The 16,616-nt window shown below is 43.7% G+C and carries 19 protein-coding genes and 1 riboswitch; of the genes, 7 read left to right on the top strand and 12 right to left on the bottom strand.

What is annotated here, in order from left to right; all coding sequences use genetic code 11:
* The first annotated feature begins 116 nt into the window (after positions 1-116).
* Positions 117-353, top strand: a complete 237-nt coding sequence (locus LCM10_RS11200) for a NifU family protein (RefSeq protein ID WP_224876403.1) — start codon at positions 117-119, stop codon at positions 351-353.
* Between the two features lie 206 nt (positions 354-559).
* Positions 560-1,015, top strand: coding sequence for a hypothetical protein (locus tag LCM10_RS11195; RefSeq protein ID WP_224876343.1), 456 nt, complete (start codon positions 560-562; stop codon positions 1,013-1,015).
* Between the two features lie 33 nt (positions 1,016-1,048).
* On the opposite strand, the gene LCM10_RS11190 is transcribed toward LCM10_RS11195, so the two are convergent.
* Both LCM10_RS11190 and yutH read right to left on the bottom strand, forming a co-directional pair.
* Positions 1,049-2,011 (bottom strand): 2-hydroxyacid dehydrogenase, encoded by a 963-nt coding sequence (locus tag LCM10_RS11190; protein ID WP_224876342.1) that lies wholly within the window; start codon positions 2,009-2,011, stop codon positions 1,049-1,051.
* Between the two features lie 68 nt (positions 2,012-2,079).
* Positions 2,080-3,081 (bottom strand): spore coat putative kinase YutH, encoded by a 1,002-nt coding sequence (gene yutH, locus LCM10_RS11185; RefSeq protein WP_224876341.1) that lies wholly within the window; start codon positions 3,079-3,081, stop codon positions 2,080-2,082.
* 226 nt (positions 3,082-3,307) lie between these two features.
* Here yutH and LCM10_RS11180 point away from each other — a divergent pair, with 226 nt between their 5' ends.
* Complete coding sequence (locus tag LCM10_RS11180) at positions 3,308-3,808, top strand: phosphatidylglycerophosphatase A (protein WP_224876340.1); 501 nt, start codon at positions 3,308-3,310, stop codon at positions 3,806-3,808.
* Positions 3,809-4,149: 341 nt separating this feature from the next.
* On the opposite strand, the gene LCM10_RS11175 is transcribed toward LCM10_RS11180, so the two are convergent.
* The 3 genes from LCM10_RS11175 to LCM10_RS11165 all read right to left on the bottom strand — a co-directional run bounded on the left by LCM10_RS11175 (position 4,150) and on the right by LCM10_RS11165 (position 5,975).
* Positions 4,150-4,413 (bottom strand): helix-turn-helix domain-containing protein, encoded by a 264-nt coding sequence (locus LCM10_RS11175; RefSeq protein ID WP_224876339.1) that lies wholly within the window; start codon positions 4,411-4,413, stop codon positions 4,150-4,152.
* A gap of 282 nt (positions 4,414-4,695) precedes the next feature.
* Positions 4,696-5,460 carry a TIGR01457 family HAD-type hydrolase gene (locus LCM10_RS11170; RefSeq protein WP_224876338.1) on the bottom strand — a complete coding sequence of 255 codons (765 nt, stop codon included), beginning with the start codon at positions 5,458-5,460 and terminating at the stop codon, positions 4,696-4,698.
* Positions 5,461-5,537: 77 nt separating this feature from the next.
* Positions 5,538-5,975, bottom strand: coding sequence for a DUF86 domain-containing protein (locus LCM10_RS11165; protein ID WP_224876337.1), 438 nt, complete (start codon positions 5,973-5,975; stop codon positions 5,538-5,540).
* Between the two features lie 137 nt (positions 5,976-6,112).
* On the opposite strand from LCM10_RS11165, the gene LCM10_RS11160 reads away from it, so the two are divergent.
* Positions 6,113-6,382: a DUF3055 domain-containing protein gene (locus LCM10_RS11160; protein WP_224876336.1), complete on the top strand. Its 270-nt coding sequence runs from the start codon at positions 6,113-6,115 to the stop codon at positions 6,380-6,382.
* Between the two features lie 102 nt (positions 6,383-6,484).
* Complete coding sequence (locus LCM10_RS11155) at positions 6,485-6,790, top strand: cytosolic protein (protein ID WP_224876335.1); 306 nt, start codon at positions 6,485-6,487, stop codon at positions 6,788-6,790.
* Positions 6,791-6,836: 46 nt separating this feature from the next.
* Here the strand turns inward: LCM10_RS11155 and LCM10_RS11150 are convergent, their stop codons facing one another.
* A complete protein-coding gene (locus LCM10_RS11150) occupies positions 6,837-7,112 on the bottom strand; it encodes a YutD family protein (protein ID WP_224876334.1) in 276 nt (91 codons plus the stop codon).
* A gap of 107 nt (positions 7,113-7,219) precedes the next feature.
* On the opposite strand from LCM10_RS11150, the gene LCM10_RS11145 reads away from it, so the two are divergent.
* On the top strand, positions 7,220-7,942 hold the full coding sequence (locus tag LCM10_RS11145) for a YhcN/YlaJ family sporulation lipoprotein (protein WP_224876333.1): 723 nt from the start codon (positions 7,220-7,222) through the stop codon (positions 7,940-7,942).
* A gap of 69 nt (positions 7,943-8,011) precedes the next feature.
* Here the strand turns inward: LCM10_RS11145 and lipA are convergent, their stop codons facing one another.
* A complete protein-coding gene (gene lipA / locus LCM10_RS11140) occupies positions 8,012-8,932 on the bottom strand; it encodes a lipoyl synthase (protein WP_224876332.1) in 921 nt (306 codons plus the stop codon).
* A gap of 270 nt (positions 8,933-9,202) precedes the next feature.
* Here lipA and LCM10_RS11135 point away from each other — a divergent pair, with 270 nt between their 5' ends.
* Positions 9,203-10,156: a M23 family metallopeptidase gene (locus LCM10_RS11135; protein ID WP_412103394.1), complete on the top strand. Its 954-nt coding sequence runs from the start codon at positions 9,203-9,205 to the stop codon at positions 10,154-10,156.
* A gap of 93 nt (positions 10,157-10,249) precedes the next feature.
* Here LCM10_RS11135 and LCM10_RS11130 read toward each other — a convergent pair whose 3' ends face one another.
* From LCM10_RS11130 to LCM10_RS11110, 5 genes are all read right to left on the bottom strand, one after another.
* Positions 10,250-10,357 carry a methionine/alanine import family NSS transporter small subunit gene (locus tag LCM10_RS11130; protein WP_224876331.1) on the bottom strand — a complete coding sequence of 36 codons (108 nt, stop codon included), beginning with the start codon at positions 10,355-10,357 and terminating at the stop codon, positions 10,250-10,252.
* A gap of 1 nt (position 10,358) precedes the next feature.
* On the bottom strand, positions 10,359-11,885 hold the full coding sequence (locus tag LCM10_RS11125; protein ID WP_224876330.1) for a sodium-dependent transporter: 1,527 nt from the start codon (positions 11,883-11,885) through the stop codon (positions 10,359-10,361).
* 229 nt (positions 11,886-12,114) lie between these two features.
* On the bottom strand, positions 12,115-13,593 hold the full coding sequence (locus LCM10_RS11120) for a flavin monoamine oxidase family protein (RefSeq protein ID WP_224876329.1): 1,479 nt from the start codon (positions 13,591-13,593) through the stop codon (positions 12,115-12,117).
* Between the two features lie 421 nt (positions 13,594-14,014).
* Positions 14,015-14,431: an HIT family protein gene (locus tag LCM10_RS11115; RefSeq protein WP_224876328.1), complete on the bottom strand. Its 417-nt coding sequence runs from the start codon at positions 14,429-14,431 to the stop codon at positions 14,015-14,017.
* A 204-nt stretch (positions 14,432-14,635) separates the two neighbouring features.
* Entirely contained in the window at positions 14,636-16,198 is a 1,563-nt protein-coding gene (locus LCM10_RS11110) for a Na+/H+ antiporter NhaC family protein (protein WP_224876327.1), read from the bottom strand.
* 115 nt (positions 16,199-16,313) lie between these two features.
* A riboswitch (Lysine riboswitch) is annotated at positions 16,314-16,496 on the bottom strand.
* Positions 16,497-16,616 lie beyond the last annotated feature (120 nt).

Here is a 16,616-nt window from a genome sequence, read left to right as displayed (position 1 = left end):
CGGATTAGGGTTAAGAAACATAAACCTAAAAAAAGAAATTCCCAATTGTTTGCGGGTTGATAGATTTTTTACAGATATGTCATTATAATAGAGAGTAAGGAAAGGAGTAGATAATGATGGCTGAACAAGCACAATTTGATTCCGTACAGGAAGTACTAGATAAATTACGTCCGTTCCTACTTCGCGATGGCGGGGACTGTGAATTGGTGGACGTTGAAGATGGTATCGTAAAACTTCGTCTGTTGGGTGCATGCGGAAGCTGCCCAAGTTCAACAATTACACTTAAAGCTGGTATCGAGCGCGCATTAGTCGAAGAAGTACCAGGAATCGTTGAAGTAGAACAAGTATTCTAATTTAATTGAAACGTAGAGGATGACTCAATCTTTGAGTCATCCTTTTTTTCAATGCAATGGAACATAAGGAGCCTCACGCAGTCCCCGATCCAACCGCTTTGTAATATCTCCCAAATAACCCATGAATCTTTCCCGTCTTAAGGTTTCCTTTTTCCCATATACTTTTTATAATACGTGAGATCTACAATAAGGGGAGAAAGTGAGAATTGACTAAAGAGAGATACAAGCAGATCATTGATGAAGTAGTGGGAGGTTTGGATTGCCGACTGGATGTTACCTTGGAGGATGCATTTCCAGGTACACGATTGGTCGGTGGAAAATATAGCATGAAGGATCATTCCATCACCATGTTCTTGGAAGATGTTAATGAACAATGCCTACGTATGTTTCCAGGAGAAGATAAGGCTGAAGATTATTTCAAGGTCGTGTTCGCTCACGAGCTTGGTCATGCCCTCGATGAAGAACTTTCCGAATTGGCTGATCAATTGGACGCCGCTGATCACGCGCAGAGAAATAAATTGATGCTCAGAATAGAAAATAACGCCTGGGTGATTGCAAGAAGGATTGTAACGGACGTCTCATCAGTGTTCTTTGAAGAAATAAAAAGTTCGTCAATGGCTCCGTACCAACAAGCTGTAGAAAACAAAGAAGTCCCGGCATGATTCAATAAAAAAACACGCATAGCGCGTGTTTTTTTAGTTTACTTGCGTCTTGGGCTTGTCCCCGTTCAGGACAGCCAGGACATTCTGAACGCATAGATTCATCATGGCTGTGCGTGTTTCAACGGAGGAACTTGCGATATGCGGCAATGCCACGACATTTTCAAATTCAAGCAGCGGATGATGGGAATCGATCGGCTCTTTCACGAATACATCCAATCCTGCCCCTGCTATCTCCCCTTCTTTCAATGCTTCGATCAACGCATCCTCATTCACGATCGGACCGCGGGCCGCATTGATGAAGATGGCCGATGGTTTCATGGCTTGAAATTGTTCCCTCTGGAATAACCCTTCCGTTTCGCTAGTAAGGGGAGCGAGAACGACCACATAATCAGCTTGTGCCAGGAGTTCCTCCAAAGAGGCATAAACAGCACCGAGCGTTTCCTCTGCCCGGGGCTTTCTCGAGCGATTATGGTAAACGATCTTCATGTCAAAGCCTTTTGCCCTCTTGGCCACTGCTTCGCCGATGCTCCCCATCCCGACGATGCCGATCGTCTTATGATGGATATCCGTACCTGCCAAGAGAAGTGGTGACCAGCTTTTCCATTGACCCTTTTTGATATAACGGTCGGCTTCCACGATCCTGCGGGCAGTCGCCATCAATAGGGCAAAGGTTAAATCTGCCGTTGTATCCGTCAGAACATCCGGTGTATTAGAGATCAGGACCCCTTTTCGACTGGCAGCTTCAAGATCGATATTATCATGGCCCACCGCCAGGTTCGCTACTACCTTTAATGAAGGGGCATGTTGGAGGAGCTCCTCATCCACTTTATCCGAAAGCATGGTGATCAATGCTTCTGCATTCGATGCTTTCTCAAGTAAGACGTCCCGCGGGACTGGAACATCCTCCTTTTCCCACATTTCCACTTCAAAGTCATGCTGCAATGGCTCAATCACTTCCAGTGGCAATTTACGAGTAATATAAACATAAGGTCTCATTTCATTCCCCTGCCTTCACTACCATTTCCTTCTAGCTTACCATAAGTAAGGCGATGGTGCCCCGTTGATTATAGCCAACCCACTAAGGGAATGCCCCATTTCTTCACCGGAACCTCGGCCATGTGATAAAAATCGGATAAAAAGGCTTCATAATGGTGAGATGTCTTTATATATCGTTCAAGCTTATCTTCAGCTGTTTTCTTTTGTTGATCCGTTTGAGAAATATAGTATTCTTCTATACATTCGAAATAATGTAGGGGAAAAAGGATCCTGGAATACAGCAGTCTCCAGCCAAACGGTGACAAAGGAGCGACCGATTCGTATTCACTTAGGAATTCGCGCATCTGGGGATGGAAGGTCTGACTCTTCATGAAATAGTGCTCCCTTACCCACTCTGCCAAGTCCCTGCTAGCATGATCGAAAACCCAATGAAATGGATAGTGGATACACGTCTCCGTCCCCCACGTCCTGTGCTGAAATCGCTCATGGCAGATTGTACCTGCATCTTCAGCTTGGGGATCTTCGTCCAGCTCCGTATCGACAAGGTATTGGATGGCATTCTCGGATAGTGCATTATAATATGGATAGCTCTCGGCAAAACGTCTTTCAAATTCATCGGACGGTTGATTTTCAAGTACCGAGAAATAAGCTTTCTCGAGTTGGGACAGCCTTCTTTCCCATAATCCCTTCCATTGCCCCATCCGGCTGATTTTTTCCACCTTTTCTTCAAATAGCCTGCCTCTGTAATGAAATTTGCCCAGCTTCCTCCCCAGCTTATCATCCGCAATGGGAGGAAGCTTTTCATTACATACCACTACATAATCCTGTTTGTTTTCCGTCACCAAGAAACGGCCTTCCGTAGTCTGCACAAAAGTGGAAACCGATCTGTCCCCCTGTGACTTCATATGTTCTGTCAATTTATAGATTTCCACAAGCGTTTCCTGTTCCACATTCGAAACGCCCACAATACTATATAATAGCCCCCCGGCCATATACCGGTCCATGACACCGTCGAAATAGGCGCGTTCCGGGGTCAGCCCAAAATGTTTTGTCAGTATATCTCGAGACATAATACCCTCTCCTATCTTTACACAACCAACTTTACGTTGTGAACAATCGTTCGTGCATTATTCCTACTCCAGTAAGAAATCCAACCGACAAGGAATATCCCGCCTCACACATGGGCATGAATGGGGATAGAAGCTATTATTATGTCTATTTTTAAAACGGGTATCATATGAGTAAAACAAGGCTCTGTATCTTGAATAATATTTATACACAGAAAAGGTGAATAGGATGAAGGACAAAAAATCAATGGATCTATTACAGGAAACCTCAAGGAAATGGCTTCATGAAAGAGGGGTCGAAATTGAAGACATCGCAAATTTAGTCATGTACCTTCAAAAGAAGTACCATCCTGACCTGGAACTTGAAGAATGCGTTTATAATGTAGAAAGGGTCCTGACAAAGCGTGAGGTCCAAAATGCCATTCTTACCGGGATCCAATTGGACATATTAGCAGAAAAGAAAATGCTTGAAGAGCCCCTGCAATCGATTGTGGAAGTAGATGAAGGCCTTTATGGGGTGGATGAAATCCTTGCGTTCTCGATTGTGAATGTATACGGATCGATCGGCTTTACAAACTACGGGTATATCGATAAACAAAAACCAGGCATATTGGAAAAGTTGAATGATAAATCTTCAGGCAAGTGCCATACTTTCCTTGATGATATTGTCGGGGCCATCGCCGCTGCAGCATCAAGCCGCCTTGCCCACCGTAATGAGCATCAGGAATAATCTTCGGGATTTACCGAAAAACGAAAAAACAGACCTCCTTTAAAGGTCTGTTTTTTCCTGTCATGATTCATATCCTTAGATGAATGAATAAGTTTTTAATTGCATGTTGTACCAGTATTCAGTATAATTACAAATATAGTTGTAAATTTGTCAACTATATTTGTAATTCCGCTGGCAAACGGCGTATTAATGACAACCCATACCATTGGTTGCAACAATGGTATACTTTGGAGATTAATAATACCCCGTGAGCAGGCTCAGCAATTGTGTACAACATGCAAATGCATTACCATTTAGCTGAGTTCATCACATTAGCTCGTATGAGATGGCTGAGACTTATCTTATTTTGTTAATACATCTGCATCCGAAGAATCGTGTCTAAGTGTCTTTTCTTGTTCGCGAGTCGGAATAATATCTTCCCAATGCACTTGTAAACCTTGTATAATGGCATGAATTTTGTTTAGTGATGCATTTGCATCTCCTTTTTCAATCAGGGAAATATAATTTACAGTCAAACCGCTTCGTTCACTGAGCTCTTGAATCGTGATGTCTTTCGCTCGCCTGTGTCTTCTGATATTTTGCCCAATCAATTCAGTAATTCTCATATTTCACACTACCTTTTCTTTTTCACCAAACCTAAAAATTAAAGAATAGAATCATGAAAGATCTACACTATCGTTCTACCCTTCATTAACAGTGTTTAAACTGTTTTCAATCAGTCTTTATATGCTCTCCCTCCTTATTCCAAGCTATCCTTAGGAAATAAATAAAATTTCCCCACTCTATTTTACCTACATCAAATAGGGATGTCTAACCTGAAAATGCTCTTAGTGTGCACTTTTTTTCGAAAAAAAGTGACGGACGCTGGGCCCATCACTGCTCTTGTCTTATACGTCCCACTCGTCCAGCGTATTGATTGCATACGTCGGCTGTTCATCCATCTCTTCTAGGATTTCTTTCGTTGTGACACCTGTATGCACAAGAAGCGTGTCCAATCCAGCGTTCATACCGGCTTTAATATCCGTATCGTAATTATCCCCGACCATCAACGTGTCTTCTTTCCTAATACCGAGAACTTCCAAAGCCTGTTCCATAATGATGGATTCCGGCTTTCCGATGAAGATCGGCTGTACGTTCGTCGAAACCGTCACAACGGAAGTGAGTGATCCATTACCAGGAAGGAGCCCTCTTTCCGTAGGAATCGCGATATCCCCATTCGTGGAGATGAATGTCGCCCCATCCCTGACACCAAGGCAGGCAAGAGCCAGTTTTTCATAATTGATGCCGCGGTCGATCCCAACTACGACGAAATCAGGTTTTTCATCCTGAAGCGTGATCCCTTTTTCCTCCAATGCCGTGCGAATTCCTTCTTCACCGATCACATAGGCTGAACTACCAGGCTTTTTGTCGGCAATGAATTGTGCGGTCGCCATGGATGTCGTGAATACTTGTTCCTTCTCAGCCGGGATACCGAACGACTGAAGCTTCTCCGCCACCTGTTCTGGCCTTCTTGAAGAATTATTTGTCACAAACAGATAAGGCAGCCCTTTGTCTTGCAACCTGCGGACAAAATCCCCTGCTTCACTGATGACTTCTTTTCCTCTATACATGGTTCCGTCCAAATCGATAAGATAACCTTTATACTGTTTCATATTAAAAACCTCCATTCTACTTACGATCATACGGCACACGAAAGCGCTTTCCGATTAGAAAGCGCTTTGCGTATCCATTAATTTTTAAATGCAGATACCGGTCCTAATTCGTTCTCCAAATAGCGGCGGATATGAACAGGAAAATGTTCTAACGTAGAGTGCACGTCACCGAGAATACGCTTTAGCTCTTCATGATCGATCTCCGTGTATTCCTGGACAAGTCCTTTACGCTCTCCGATCAACTTTTTTAAATCGTTGCTCATCGCTTCATCAATGACGGTTTCGTCCAGCAGGATATCGATGATGTCTTCATAACTGCCCGGGTCCCTCATGATGAACCCGTCAATCATGCTGTTCCCTACATCGAGGACCGATTCGATGAGGGTATGGCCGATTCGTTCAAGACCGAGTTTTTCAATCGATGTTTCCCATTGCTTATGATTATTTAACATGCTCAATTGATCATTCATAAATACCAAGATTTGTTCAATTTTATCCCTATCGACGAAATACATTTGGTTCACCTCTTCTGATTAGCATCCTTATCTATTTTAACATAACTTTCTTCCGACTTTATAGTAGCGTCTTCACTGCATTTCACCCTTCAGTTTGTTATGATGAAATAAGCTAACGAAAAAAGGGAGGAATCACCTTGACCGATCGATTTTATTTATACGATGACCGTGAAGAAACAAAGACGCGATTTGTAAGCTTCATGGGCGAAAATCAGCGCTATGATCTGGCAATCACCCAGACGGATCGTTATTATGGAAAATCTCTCGTACTCGACCTGCAGGGAAGTCGGTTCGCCATTATCGGACGCGACGATCTCGATGAACCGGGCTATCTTGATAGCGTCTATAAGTTGACTGAAGAAGAAGCGGCAGAACTCCGTGAATTCTTGAGTGAAACCATTATCTAGTCGTGAATGCGGCGGAAGTCCTTGAACGGATCATCTTCGAATCCCCTCGCATGAACCACTCCCACCTCTCACATACTACGTAGTAAGAAAGGTGGGAGATAGATGAAAAACAATCACAATCGTGACAAGGAAGAAGAAGTGTATAGCGACTTCTCAAACGTAGAAACTGGGCGCAACTTCCTTGTACCGGAAACACTTCCTGAAGGGCCATACGGATCTCCGCGCGGAAAGTATACCCCTGTTGAAAACAAAAGCACGGAATGGGAAGAAGGTCAGCGTTACTACAGTGCCTTCAACTATGAAAATAAATCCCTTCACCAGGATATCCCCCGTCAAGAGCCCGGTTCTCATCCTGTCCATGCAGACCCAGACCGGAATGAAGAACCCCCTTATACAGAAAATAAATAAATCAAAAGGAACATCCCCTTCAATTGGGGATGTTCCTTTTACTCACTCATTTCTTCACTTTCTTCAGTAGGAAATAGGCACAGCCGAAGTTACAGTATTCATACAAATAGTCTTTATGCGTGCTCACTTTTGTGTCAAATGAAGACTTTTGATTTTGATCATCAAAAAAACCCTTCAGCCGCAATTGCCCATATCCCCAATCGCCGAGTATGAAATCATACTTATTTAAAATGTCGCTATACCGATCCTTGAATGCATCCTCATTGAATCCGTCCCGGAATTCTTCCACGATTTCATAGCATTGGTTTTGTACACAAATCATTCCATCCACCTTCTTTCTTCCATTATCCTTATTATAAATTATAACGGATTGTCCATTAATTACTATGAAAAATTATATTTTGAGATGGTCACCCTAACAAATAGGGGGTGTTTCACTTGAACAAATATATTCTTGGTACGACGGTCTTGAGCTTTGCTTTATTAGGGACTGCTTGCAGTGGCATAGACAAAGCGAATGAAGAGATGTTCCACGATAATGGAAATACGATCAATGTAAATGATCAAGAAGAACTTTATAATGAGAATGTCAGCAAAGATTCCATGAAAAATGGGGAAGACTTCGGCTATGTCCGCCAGCAGAAAAGCCCAATACAAGGACAGACCATTTCAAATAAGAATATGTATCGCTTGGACAGGGAGAAGGTTGCCGACAGCATCAGTAAAATGAGCGTAGCCATACCAAATGTAGAAGACTGTGCAACCCTTGTCACGGATGAAGAAGTATTGATTTCGTATAAAACCGATAAAAAAGACAAGGATGCACGCTTCAATGTAGCCGATCAGGTGAAGAAAACCGCCATGTCCGTCATTCCCCGCTGGTATCACGTGTATGTGACGGATGATCCCAACCTGATGCAGAATGTGGAAAACCTGGCGAAGATGGACAGTGATTCAAACAACGTCAATACCGCGATTGACGATACCATCGACCAGATGCTGAAAGCTTCTCCACAGGGAAAAGACATCGACGCAGGTGAGAACGCGAATGGTGAAATGATCGACGAACAATATATGGGTGAAGATGACGTCCATCAAATCAATAAAAATCGACAAAAACGCAACGACACAACCGGCTCCATGATGGACTGACAAAGTCCCATATATGCTTGTAAAAAAGGACTGACTAAGAGAGACATCTCATAAGTCAGTCCTTTTCATTTATGCTTGTTGTTTCAATTCTTTCTCTCCAGCTTCCTGTTTAGCCTTGGCTGCAGCATTCACCTGCTCATCTGCATGATAAGAAGAACGCACAAGCGGCCCTGCTTCACAGTGACTGAATCCTTTTTCCATCGCAGCTTCACGAAGCTCTGCAAATTCATCAGGATGGTAATATTTCTGTACCTTCAGATGTTTCTTCGTAGGTTGCAGATATTGACCGAGTGTCACGATATCCACGTTGTTGGCACGAAGATCGTCAAATGTCTCGAGGATTTCTTCCTTTGTTTCCCCAAGGCCGACCATGATGCTTGACTTTGTCGGGATATCCGGATTCAATTCCTTCGCACGGCGAAGGAATTCGAGCGTGCGGTCATATGTTGCACGGGCGCGGACTCTCGGAGTCAAACGGCGAACCGTTTCGATGTTATAGTTCATGATATCAGGTTTCGCATCCATCAGGGTCTTGATGTTCTCGAATACACCACCCATATCGGAAGGCAATACTTCGATGGATGTGAAAGGACTTTTACGGCGGATGGCACGGACCGTTTCAGCGAACACTTGAGATCCACCATCTTTTAGATCATCGCGGGCAACAGCCGTGATGACAACATGCTTCAGGTTCATCAATTGCACTGAATCCGCAACGCGTTCAGGTTCCTTAAGGTCCAACTCATTCGGAAGTCCTGTCTTGACTGCACAGAAGCGGCATGCACGTGTACATACATCCCCAAGGATCATGAATGTGGCCGTTCTTCTAGTTCCCCAGCATTCATGGATATTCGGGCATCGTGCCTCTTCACATACGGTATGAAGATTCTTCTCACGCATCATTTTTTTCAAGCCCATATAGTTATCGTTCGTATTCAGCTTGATCTTGAGCCAATCCGGTTTACGAACATATTCGTCTTTCTTCGTCATACCCCTCATCTCCAATCCTAACTATTTCTGATTTAGGCAAAGAGTGAAACGCTTACTGATCGTTCCTTCTATGTAAAAAAAGCCATCATCAATATACTTCTTTTGTCACTTTATCATACTAAAAATACGAACACAAGCATGTTACTCTATTACCATTTATTGATGATTATGAATCCCGTTGCTCGTCACAAACTAAAGGTAGAACTCTAAGTTGGAGGGATTTACTTGTATATACGAACCGTTCTGGCCTTCCTCATTCTCTGTACTCTGATAACTCCTGTAGAGACACATGCAGAAGAGAAATTGTCAGAAGAACAAATACACACAAAACGAATGGAACTGTTTCAGAAGAGCGAGGCAATCACTGGTATCCCATGGTATTATCTTGCTGCAGTCGATCAATACGAACGCAGCTTGCGATTCGCACGCAAAGATCGTGAGAAGCCCTCCTCTTTGATCTCCATTTATATTGATCCTGAGACTTGGGCCGGTCCCTTGAATCCTGTCGAGCAGGATGAAAATCCTAAAACCATTGCCCTTTTCAATGGATTTGGAAGGGATGGGGATTTCGACGGTAAAGCAAGCATCCAGAGTGATGAAGACATCCTTGCGGCATTTACAGATTTTGTCCTACAGTATGGAATCGACCGCGACAACTTCAAGCTTGCATTATGGGACTATTATAAGCGGGATAAAACCGTCAGCATCATCATGGGTAAGGCAAAGATCTATAAGCATTTCGGGACGATCCATCTAAACGATAAAGCTTTCCCTCTTCCTCTCCGGTTCAATTACAGCTACAAGAACACATGGGGAGATGCCCGAGGTTGGGGTGGCCGTCGCATCCATGAAGGGACGGACCTGTTTGCAGACTACGGAGTGCCAGTTCGGGCGACCTCATACGGCATCATTGAGATGAAGGGTTGGAACCGCTACGGAGGCTGGAGGATCGGAATCAGGGATATCAATAATACGTATCATTACTTCGCACATTTGAGCGGCTTTTCAAAAGACTTGAAGGTCGGGCAGATTGTTGAACCTGGAATGGTGATCGGCGGAGTGGGAAGTTCAGGATACGGACCACCCGGAACATCGGGTAAATTCCCTCCGCACCTCCATTACGGCATGTACAAAGACAATGGTCTTACAGAATGGTCCTTCGACCCTTATCCGCATTTACGCCAATGGGAACGCCAGGACCGCATCAAAAGCAGAAAAAATTGAAGGTACGTCCCTCATCGCTTTAAAGCGATGAGGGACGTACCTTCAGCCATAATAAAAGCAGGCGACGAAGGTTCGTCGCCTGCCTCTGTTACGTTATGATGCTTTTTTCGATTTCGATACCGCATTGGTGATGCTTGCCGCAAGGCCTCCCCAAATGATGACGACACCGACAACCAACATTATAATTGCACTACCGCTCATGTCAGCTTACCTCCTTATAGCTTTCAGCTTCTGCCTTTGAATGCCAACGCTTAAAGGTGAATGCGACTCCGATAATCAGAGCGAATGCTGCTACGAACCAGCCGCTATAGAGGACAAATGCATCCGAGTATCCTCCATAGTTACCTGTTTCCGTATCGAATTCTTTAAGAAGATTCATCTTGAATAATCCGAACATCATCCATCCAAGTACAACCGGTGTGATGACACCTAGGCAAAGCTTCCACCAGCCGCCAAGCTGGATATCTGAGATGCCATTTGAATGGTCCTTGAATGTGTTGATCTTGCGTAAGAACCAAGCCACTACAACGACTTCCACTAATCCGATGAATGCTACACCGAATTGATTGATGAAGTAGTCGGCAACATCAAGGAATAATAAACCACCCTGGGTTGCAAACAAAATCGAGATGATGGCAGAAAGCCCTCCACCGAATGCCACAGCCTTCGTACGGGAAAGTCCAAATTTCTCGGATACCGCCGCCACATATGTCTCGGAGATCGAGATGAGTGATGATAACCCTGCAAGAACGAGTGACGCAAAGAACAAGAAGCCAAACAAACCATTAAGTGCAGGGAACTCATTGATGATCTGCGGGAATACAACGAATGCCAGGCCGACACCGCCGCTTACCACTTCCTCAACTCCCACACCTTGGGATTGAGCCATGAAACCAAGTGCCGCGAATACCCCGATACCGGCAAGAAGCTCGAATCCAGAGTTACTGAAACCTGTGATGAATGCGTTATTCGTAATATCCGATTTCTTTGGAAGATAACTTGAGTATGTGATCATGATTGCAAAGGCAATCGATAAACTGAAGAAGATCTGTCCATATGCTGCGACCCATACACCAGGGTCTGCGATCTTACTGAAATCAGGTTTGAAGAATGCATCCAATCCTTCAAGTGCCCCAGGTAACGTTAATGCGCGAACCACAATGATCAAGAATAAAATTACTAGTGCAGGAATAAAGATCTTGTTCGCTACTTCGATACCTTTCTTTACACCTTTGAAAAGGATACCCAATGTAATGACCCATACAAGTACGAGCGGGATGAAGACTCCACCTACGATACTTCCAGTCTGTCCCGGATCGACGGAAAGCTTCAGGTATTCTCCGAATAGGAATCCTTCCGTATCGTCTCCCCAGCCTTTGTTGAAGGCGAATACACTGTACGCCATCGCCCATGCGATGATGACGGCATAATAGGTTGAAATGACAAATGCAACGAGTACTTGCCACCACCCGAGCCATTCTGTTTTCTTATTCATTCTGAAATAGGATAATGGTGCAGATCCGCGGTACTTATGTCCGATCGTGAATTCCAATACGAGCAATGGAATACCTGCAGTCAATAGAGCAAAAAGATACGGAATGAAGAATGCTCCCCCACCATTTTCATATGCGACCGCCGGAAAACGCCAAATGTTTCCCAAACCGATTGCAGATCCCACTGCAGCCAGGATAAATCCTGCGCGTGTTCCAAACTGGGCACGATTTTCCATGTTGGTTCCCCCCTGAACTTTTCAATTACCAGTTAAAAGGTAATTGAAATTTTTATATTTTCAGATTATTTAATCTAAGGTCAGTATAGCTAGTTCTAGGACAATTGTCAAAGCTATTTTTTCTATTTTAGGGACATCTTCTATTTTTATAGTTCGATTTTCCCTCTATCAGAAAAATCCATGTAAATATATAACTATTTACTTCCATTTACCAGTAAAATTTACTACGTCATTTTCTATGATGGATTTCATATGCTGTCCTGATCCCTGATTCCACTGCCCCCTCCATCCAGCCATGAAAAGAGGAAGTATGTTCTCCGGCAAAATGTAGCCTTCCTTCCGGTTTCCGGGTGAACTCATCAAAGTTTTTCTGCTGCTGGGGGGTGAACAGTGTGAAACATCCGGCTGAATATGGGTTTTGCCCCCAGTTGAACCAAACAGCCTGCAGGAATTCTGTATAGACGATGTTGCCATAGATTTTGGCTAAGTCCTTCAACACGAGTCGAACCAATTCTTTATCCGATAAGCTATTCCATAATACAGCATCGCTTCCCCAGCTGTAGCTTGCCAATAATACACCCGGTCCGTCTGAACCGATCCCGTGGCTAGGGATGTAAGTGAATTTTAGCGGCAGGTCACTGGTTATATTGCCATAGCCCATTTTCTCCCAGAACCTGCTTTTAAACTCAATGCCGATCTTCACTGCCTGGATATTGTTCACTTCCCTAATTGCCTGCCATTTTTTAAACGAGACTGAATCATATGGAACAATATCAACGAATTGAAGGACTGTGAATGGCATGGTTACGATGGCATAGTCCCCAGTATATCGAGATTGCTTCCCTGTAACAGGGTTCATCGTCTTTACAGAGACACCTCCATCGTCCTGGATGATTTTCTCCACTTTGCGATTAAGCTTGATTTCTTTTTGCAACCCGTTGATAAATGAACGGGGCAATTGATCATTTCCACCGGTTATTTCATAAAATTTAATGTTTCCACTGAATATGGGATAAATGATATCCGTTATAATATCAATGAATGAGAAGTCCGGGAAACCCTCGATCCCCAACATGACGGCAATTTTCCGCACTGCATTCTCTGAAAGTGATTTCCCGAACGGATTGTCAAGTAAATAATCGCCCATGGAGTAACTGGAATATTTCTTCTTCAACTCATCCTTTTGTTCTAAGGTGCTGGCGGAATACACATCAAAAAAAGGCCGGGTCGCTTCAAGGAAAAGCTCGGCGGCGTTCTTCCCTTTTTCTTCACCTTCGAGGGGGAAGCGCAATATTTCAGGGTTCCTTCTATACTCCTTTTTCGAGACCAGGACATTGTTTACAAACAACATATCCTGAGGGGTGGAATTCAAGAAGCGATTTACAGGAAGGTTGAATCTTTTGATATATTCAAATACAAGCTCATGATTTTCAGGAATCCTCATCGCCCCGAAATCAAGGTAATTACCGCACGTGAACGGTTCCCGCACCGTATAGACCCTGCCCCCTATCCGATCATTTCCTTCTAAAATAGTCACTTTATGACCTGCTTGTTTGAGCAAGGATGCCGCAACCAGCCCAGACATCCCTCCCCCTAAGATCAATACACGCTTTGGATGATACTCCGCTTTCGGCAGACCATCCCTCACAATGGATAATAAGTCATTCGGATAGTTTAAGTCATCGTAACCAATCACTTTTACCTTCACATCAGCTCACCTCTCTATTCCAATAGATATGAGGAAATGTTGACGGGTAGAAGTGTGGCTAGATCTATCTTCTATTTAATGGAAGTTTTTAAAAGGCTGCGGCCACTGGAGCTGGGCATAAAAACCTTACTAAACTTGGGCAATTTTAGTGTAGGCTATCTAATACCGCTAATGATTTCCGTGCAAGACTTCGCTTTCCGCTGTAGCACTTGAGCTACTCCGTAAGCAGGGCTGCCTCCCCTATTGTTGGATACTCAGATCCACCGCTGTAGAGAGCTGAATCGAAAGGTGATTTCAAACTAAAAACTGAACCGTTATGCCTTTTAAAAGGGATAACGGTTCAGTTTTTAGTTAGTATAAAACACCCTTCTCTGTCTACATTTTTAATGCTTTCTCCATTAAATGGCCCTTTAGAATATGGCTAATTTCTTACCTTTAGTTTTTCTCTTTTATTTTCAGGCTGTTTTAACCAGTACCGTACACCTTTACCAGCTAACGGCTCGTCGTTGTATCTTGGGATAACATGAAAATGACTGTGGAAAATAAACTGATTGGAAACTTCACCTACATTCCATCCCAGTGTATAGCCATCAGGCGAAAACTCTTTATCTAGATACTCTTTTGCGTTTTGTAAGAGTTCATATGTATCATTCCATTCCTGCTTAGTTAACTCAAAGGCATTGGCGTGATGTTTTTTTGGTACGATTACAGCACATCCCTCTAACACATCTTGTTGCTTATTATGCTGTAACAAGTAACAACTTTCGTTTTCGGATAAAATATTTTGGTCCTTATCTTCCTTGGGATTACAAAAAGGACAATTTTCTTCATAGGACATACGATCCCCCCTTGGTTATTTTTAGACTATTCTGATTTTAACACATTTACTTATTCTCTATTCCATATACCTTCCCTTTGATTAACTCAATCGTATGAATCATATTTTTATTTAAGTTTCTAAAATCTAAAAAAACGCACTGTCGTTTCATCATGAAACACAGTGCGTTTTGATTTGCTTCTGGTAATTCATCCAGCATGTTCTTTATTCTGAAACTGCTGTGTCTGAACTCTTTCCTTTTATGAATCCAATTCCCACGACCAGCACGATCACTACGAGTAATCCCAGTAGGGTGCTTCCTGTGAACCCTAGCACGAGATAACCGATTGTAGCCGCCAATGCACCAATGATGGCATATGGGAGCTGTGTGAGTACGTGGTCGATATGATTGCTTCCTGCACCTGTGGAGGAAAGGATGGTTGTATCCGAGATCGGTGAACAGTGATCCCCAAATACTGAACCAGCCAATACCGCCGCCATCGCAGGAAGTAAAATCGTTACATCGGTTGCAGCGGAGATTTCACCGGCAATCGGTAACAGGATCCCAAATGAGCCCCAAGATGTTCCTGTTGAGAATGCCATGACCCCAGCTACAAGGAAAATGATGACTGGCAACATTTCAATCGGCAGGTTGGATTTTTCAACAAGGCCTGCCAAATATGTTCCTGTTTGTAGTTCGTCGATCAATGTAACGATCGTCCAGGCGAAGAGAAGGATATAAACAGCCGGCAGCATCGATTTAATTCCTTCTACGATGGCTGTACCCACTGCACTGCCTTCCACACCTTTCAGGCTTACTTGACGGAAGAATAAGATCAGTGCAACCGCGAGTGCGAATAAACTACCATATAATAATGATTTTGTTACATCCGTGTTTTCAAACACCGGTAGAAGATCGAAGGATCCCACTGCCTCTGTACCCGTCCAGAGCATCATGCCCACGGTACCGACGATCAATGCGATGATCGGCCATGCGAGATCGCCGACAGTCCCTTTTGTACTCATTGGAAGATCATTCTTAAGTTCTCCAGGGATATCCTTTTGCGGGTCATACAGATCACCTGTCGCGAGCGCCCTGTCTTCATGTTCTTTCATTTTCCCGAAGTCGAACCCTTTGAATGCGACGACCAATACTAATAATAGTGCAGCCCATACATACAGATTCATCGGAATCATTTGAATGAACGCCGAGAATGCCGTGTATTCCGTTATGCTATGAGCAGCCAAGATCGACCCGATGATCCCGATGATGTAGGCACCCCAGCTCGATACCGGAGAAACCACACAGACCGGAGCCGACGTAGAATCGATGATATATGCGAGTTTAGCACGTGAAATCTTGTGGCGGTCCGTGATCGGCCTTGATACCTGACCGACCGCAAGCGCATTGAAATAGTCATCGATAAAAATAATGATACCTAATACAGCAGCGAGTAGCTGTGCTCCTCTTCTTGTCTTCACGCGTTGCATCGCCCATTCACCGAATGCGCGGCTTCCGCCTGAAATGTTAACGAATGCAGTGATGACGCCAAGAATCAATAAGAATAGAATGATGTACACATTCCACGTATTCAGTGCACCGTCGGCGACAAAGATGCCCTTGACGGCTTCCCAGATCTTACTGAATGTGCCTGTGATAGAGAAATTTGTGATAAGTAGTGCTGAAGCGATGATCCCTACACCCAGCGAGAGCAATACGCGTCTCGTCAAAATAACCATCAGGATGGCTAAAAGGGGTGGGATGAGAGAGTAAATCGTGTTTTCCATAATGTCCTCCTCCTATTTGATAGGGGGGAACCATCATAGCATGACAGAGGAATAAAAAAAGGCAATGATAGAGGATCCTATCATTACCTTTAATGAGTAATGTAAGTGCTCCATCACGATCTGTAGCTCCCCATTATGGAGTGTCCCCCATAATGACAGTGTTACCCTTGTTCAAGATAACCCCAGCACATATGCTTCTGACAAGCATATCCGCTTCGGCAAAAGTTCCCTTTCGTCTGTTCTCTTCGTTGTCATCCTCAAACAGCTTACTCTTGAACCCTGCACCTCTACCCCATCGGATTGATGATGTGGTTATAATATTAAAATTTCCTTTATTAATATATCAAACTATCGACCGTTTGACAACTTATTATTTTGAAAGGGGTGTGTGCAGGTTTTTCCATCTACCTCTGTTCGT

Source organism: Rossellomorea aquimaris (genome assembly GCF_020171925.1).
In the GTDB taxonomy this organism is placed as follows: Bacteria; Bacillota; Bacilli; order Bacillales; family Bacillaceae_B; genus Rossellomorea; species Rossellomorea aquimaris_F.
Note: the sequence above shows the minus strand (reverse complement) of the source record. Positions and strands in the feature narration are given on the sequence as shown.

Excerpts from the sequence above, each read along its gene's own strand:
- LCM10_RS11200 (WP_224876403.1), top strand. The coding sequence starts at position 117 with ATGGCTGAACAAGCACAATTTGATTCCGTACAGGAAGTACTAGATAAA.
- LCM10_RS11190 (WP_224876342.1), bottom strand. The coding sequence starts at position 2,011 with ATGAGACCTTATGTTTATATTACTCGTAAATTGCCACTGGAAGTGATT.
- yutH (WP_224876341.1), bottom strand. The coding sequence starts at position 3,081 with ATGTCTCGAGATATACTGACAAAACATTTTGGGCTGACCCCGGAACGC.
- LCM10_RS11180 (WP_224876340.1), top strand. The coding sequence starts at position 3,308 with ATGAAGGACAAAAAATCAATGGATCTATTACAGGAAACCTCAAGGAAA.
- LCM10_RS11175 (WP_224876339.1), bottom strand. The coding sequence starts at position 4,413 with ATGAGAATTACTGAATTGATTGGGCAAAATATCAGAAGACACAGGCGA.
- LCM10_RS11170 (WP_224876338.1), bottom strand. The coding sequence starts at position 5,460 with ATGAAACAGTATAAAGGTTATCTTATCGATTTGGACGGAACCATGTAT.
- LCM10_RS11165 (WP_224876337.1), bottom strand. The coding sequence starts at position 5,975 with ATGTATTTCGTCGATAGGGATAAAATTGAACAAATCTTGGTATTTATG.
- LCM10_RS11155 (WP_224876335.1), top strand. The coding sequence starts at position 6,485 with ATGAAAAACAATCACAATCGTGACAAGGAAGAAGAAGTGTATAGCGAC.
- LCM10_RS11150 (WP_224876334.1), bottom strand. The coding sequence starts at position 7,112 with ATGATTTGTGTACAAAACCAATGCTATGAAATCGTGGAAGAATTCCGG.
- lipA (WP_224876332.1), bottom strand. The coding sequence starts at position 8,932 with ATGACGAAGAAAGACGAATATGTTCGTAAACCGGATTGGCTCAAGATC.
- LCM10_RS11130 (WP_224876331.1), bottom strand. The coding sequence starts at position 10,357 with ATGAGCGGTAGTGCAATTATAATGTTGGTTGTCGGTGTCGTCATCATT.
- LCM10_RS11125 (WP_224876330.1), bottom strand. The coding sequence starts at position 11,885 with ATGGAAAATCGTGCCCAGTTTGGAACACGCGCAGGATTTATCCTGGCT.
- LCM10_RS11115 (WP_224876328.1), bottom strand. The coding sequence starts at position 14,431 with ATGTCCTATGAAGAAAATTGTCCTTTTTGTAATCCCAAGGAAGATAAG.
- LCM10_RS11110 (WP_224876327.1), bottom strand. The coding sequence starts at position 16,198 with ATGGAAAACACGATTTACTCTCTCATCCCACCCCTTTTAGCCATCCTG.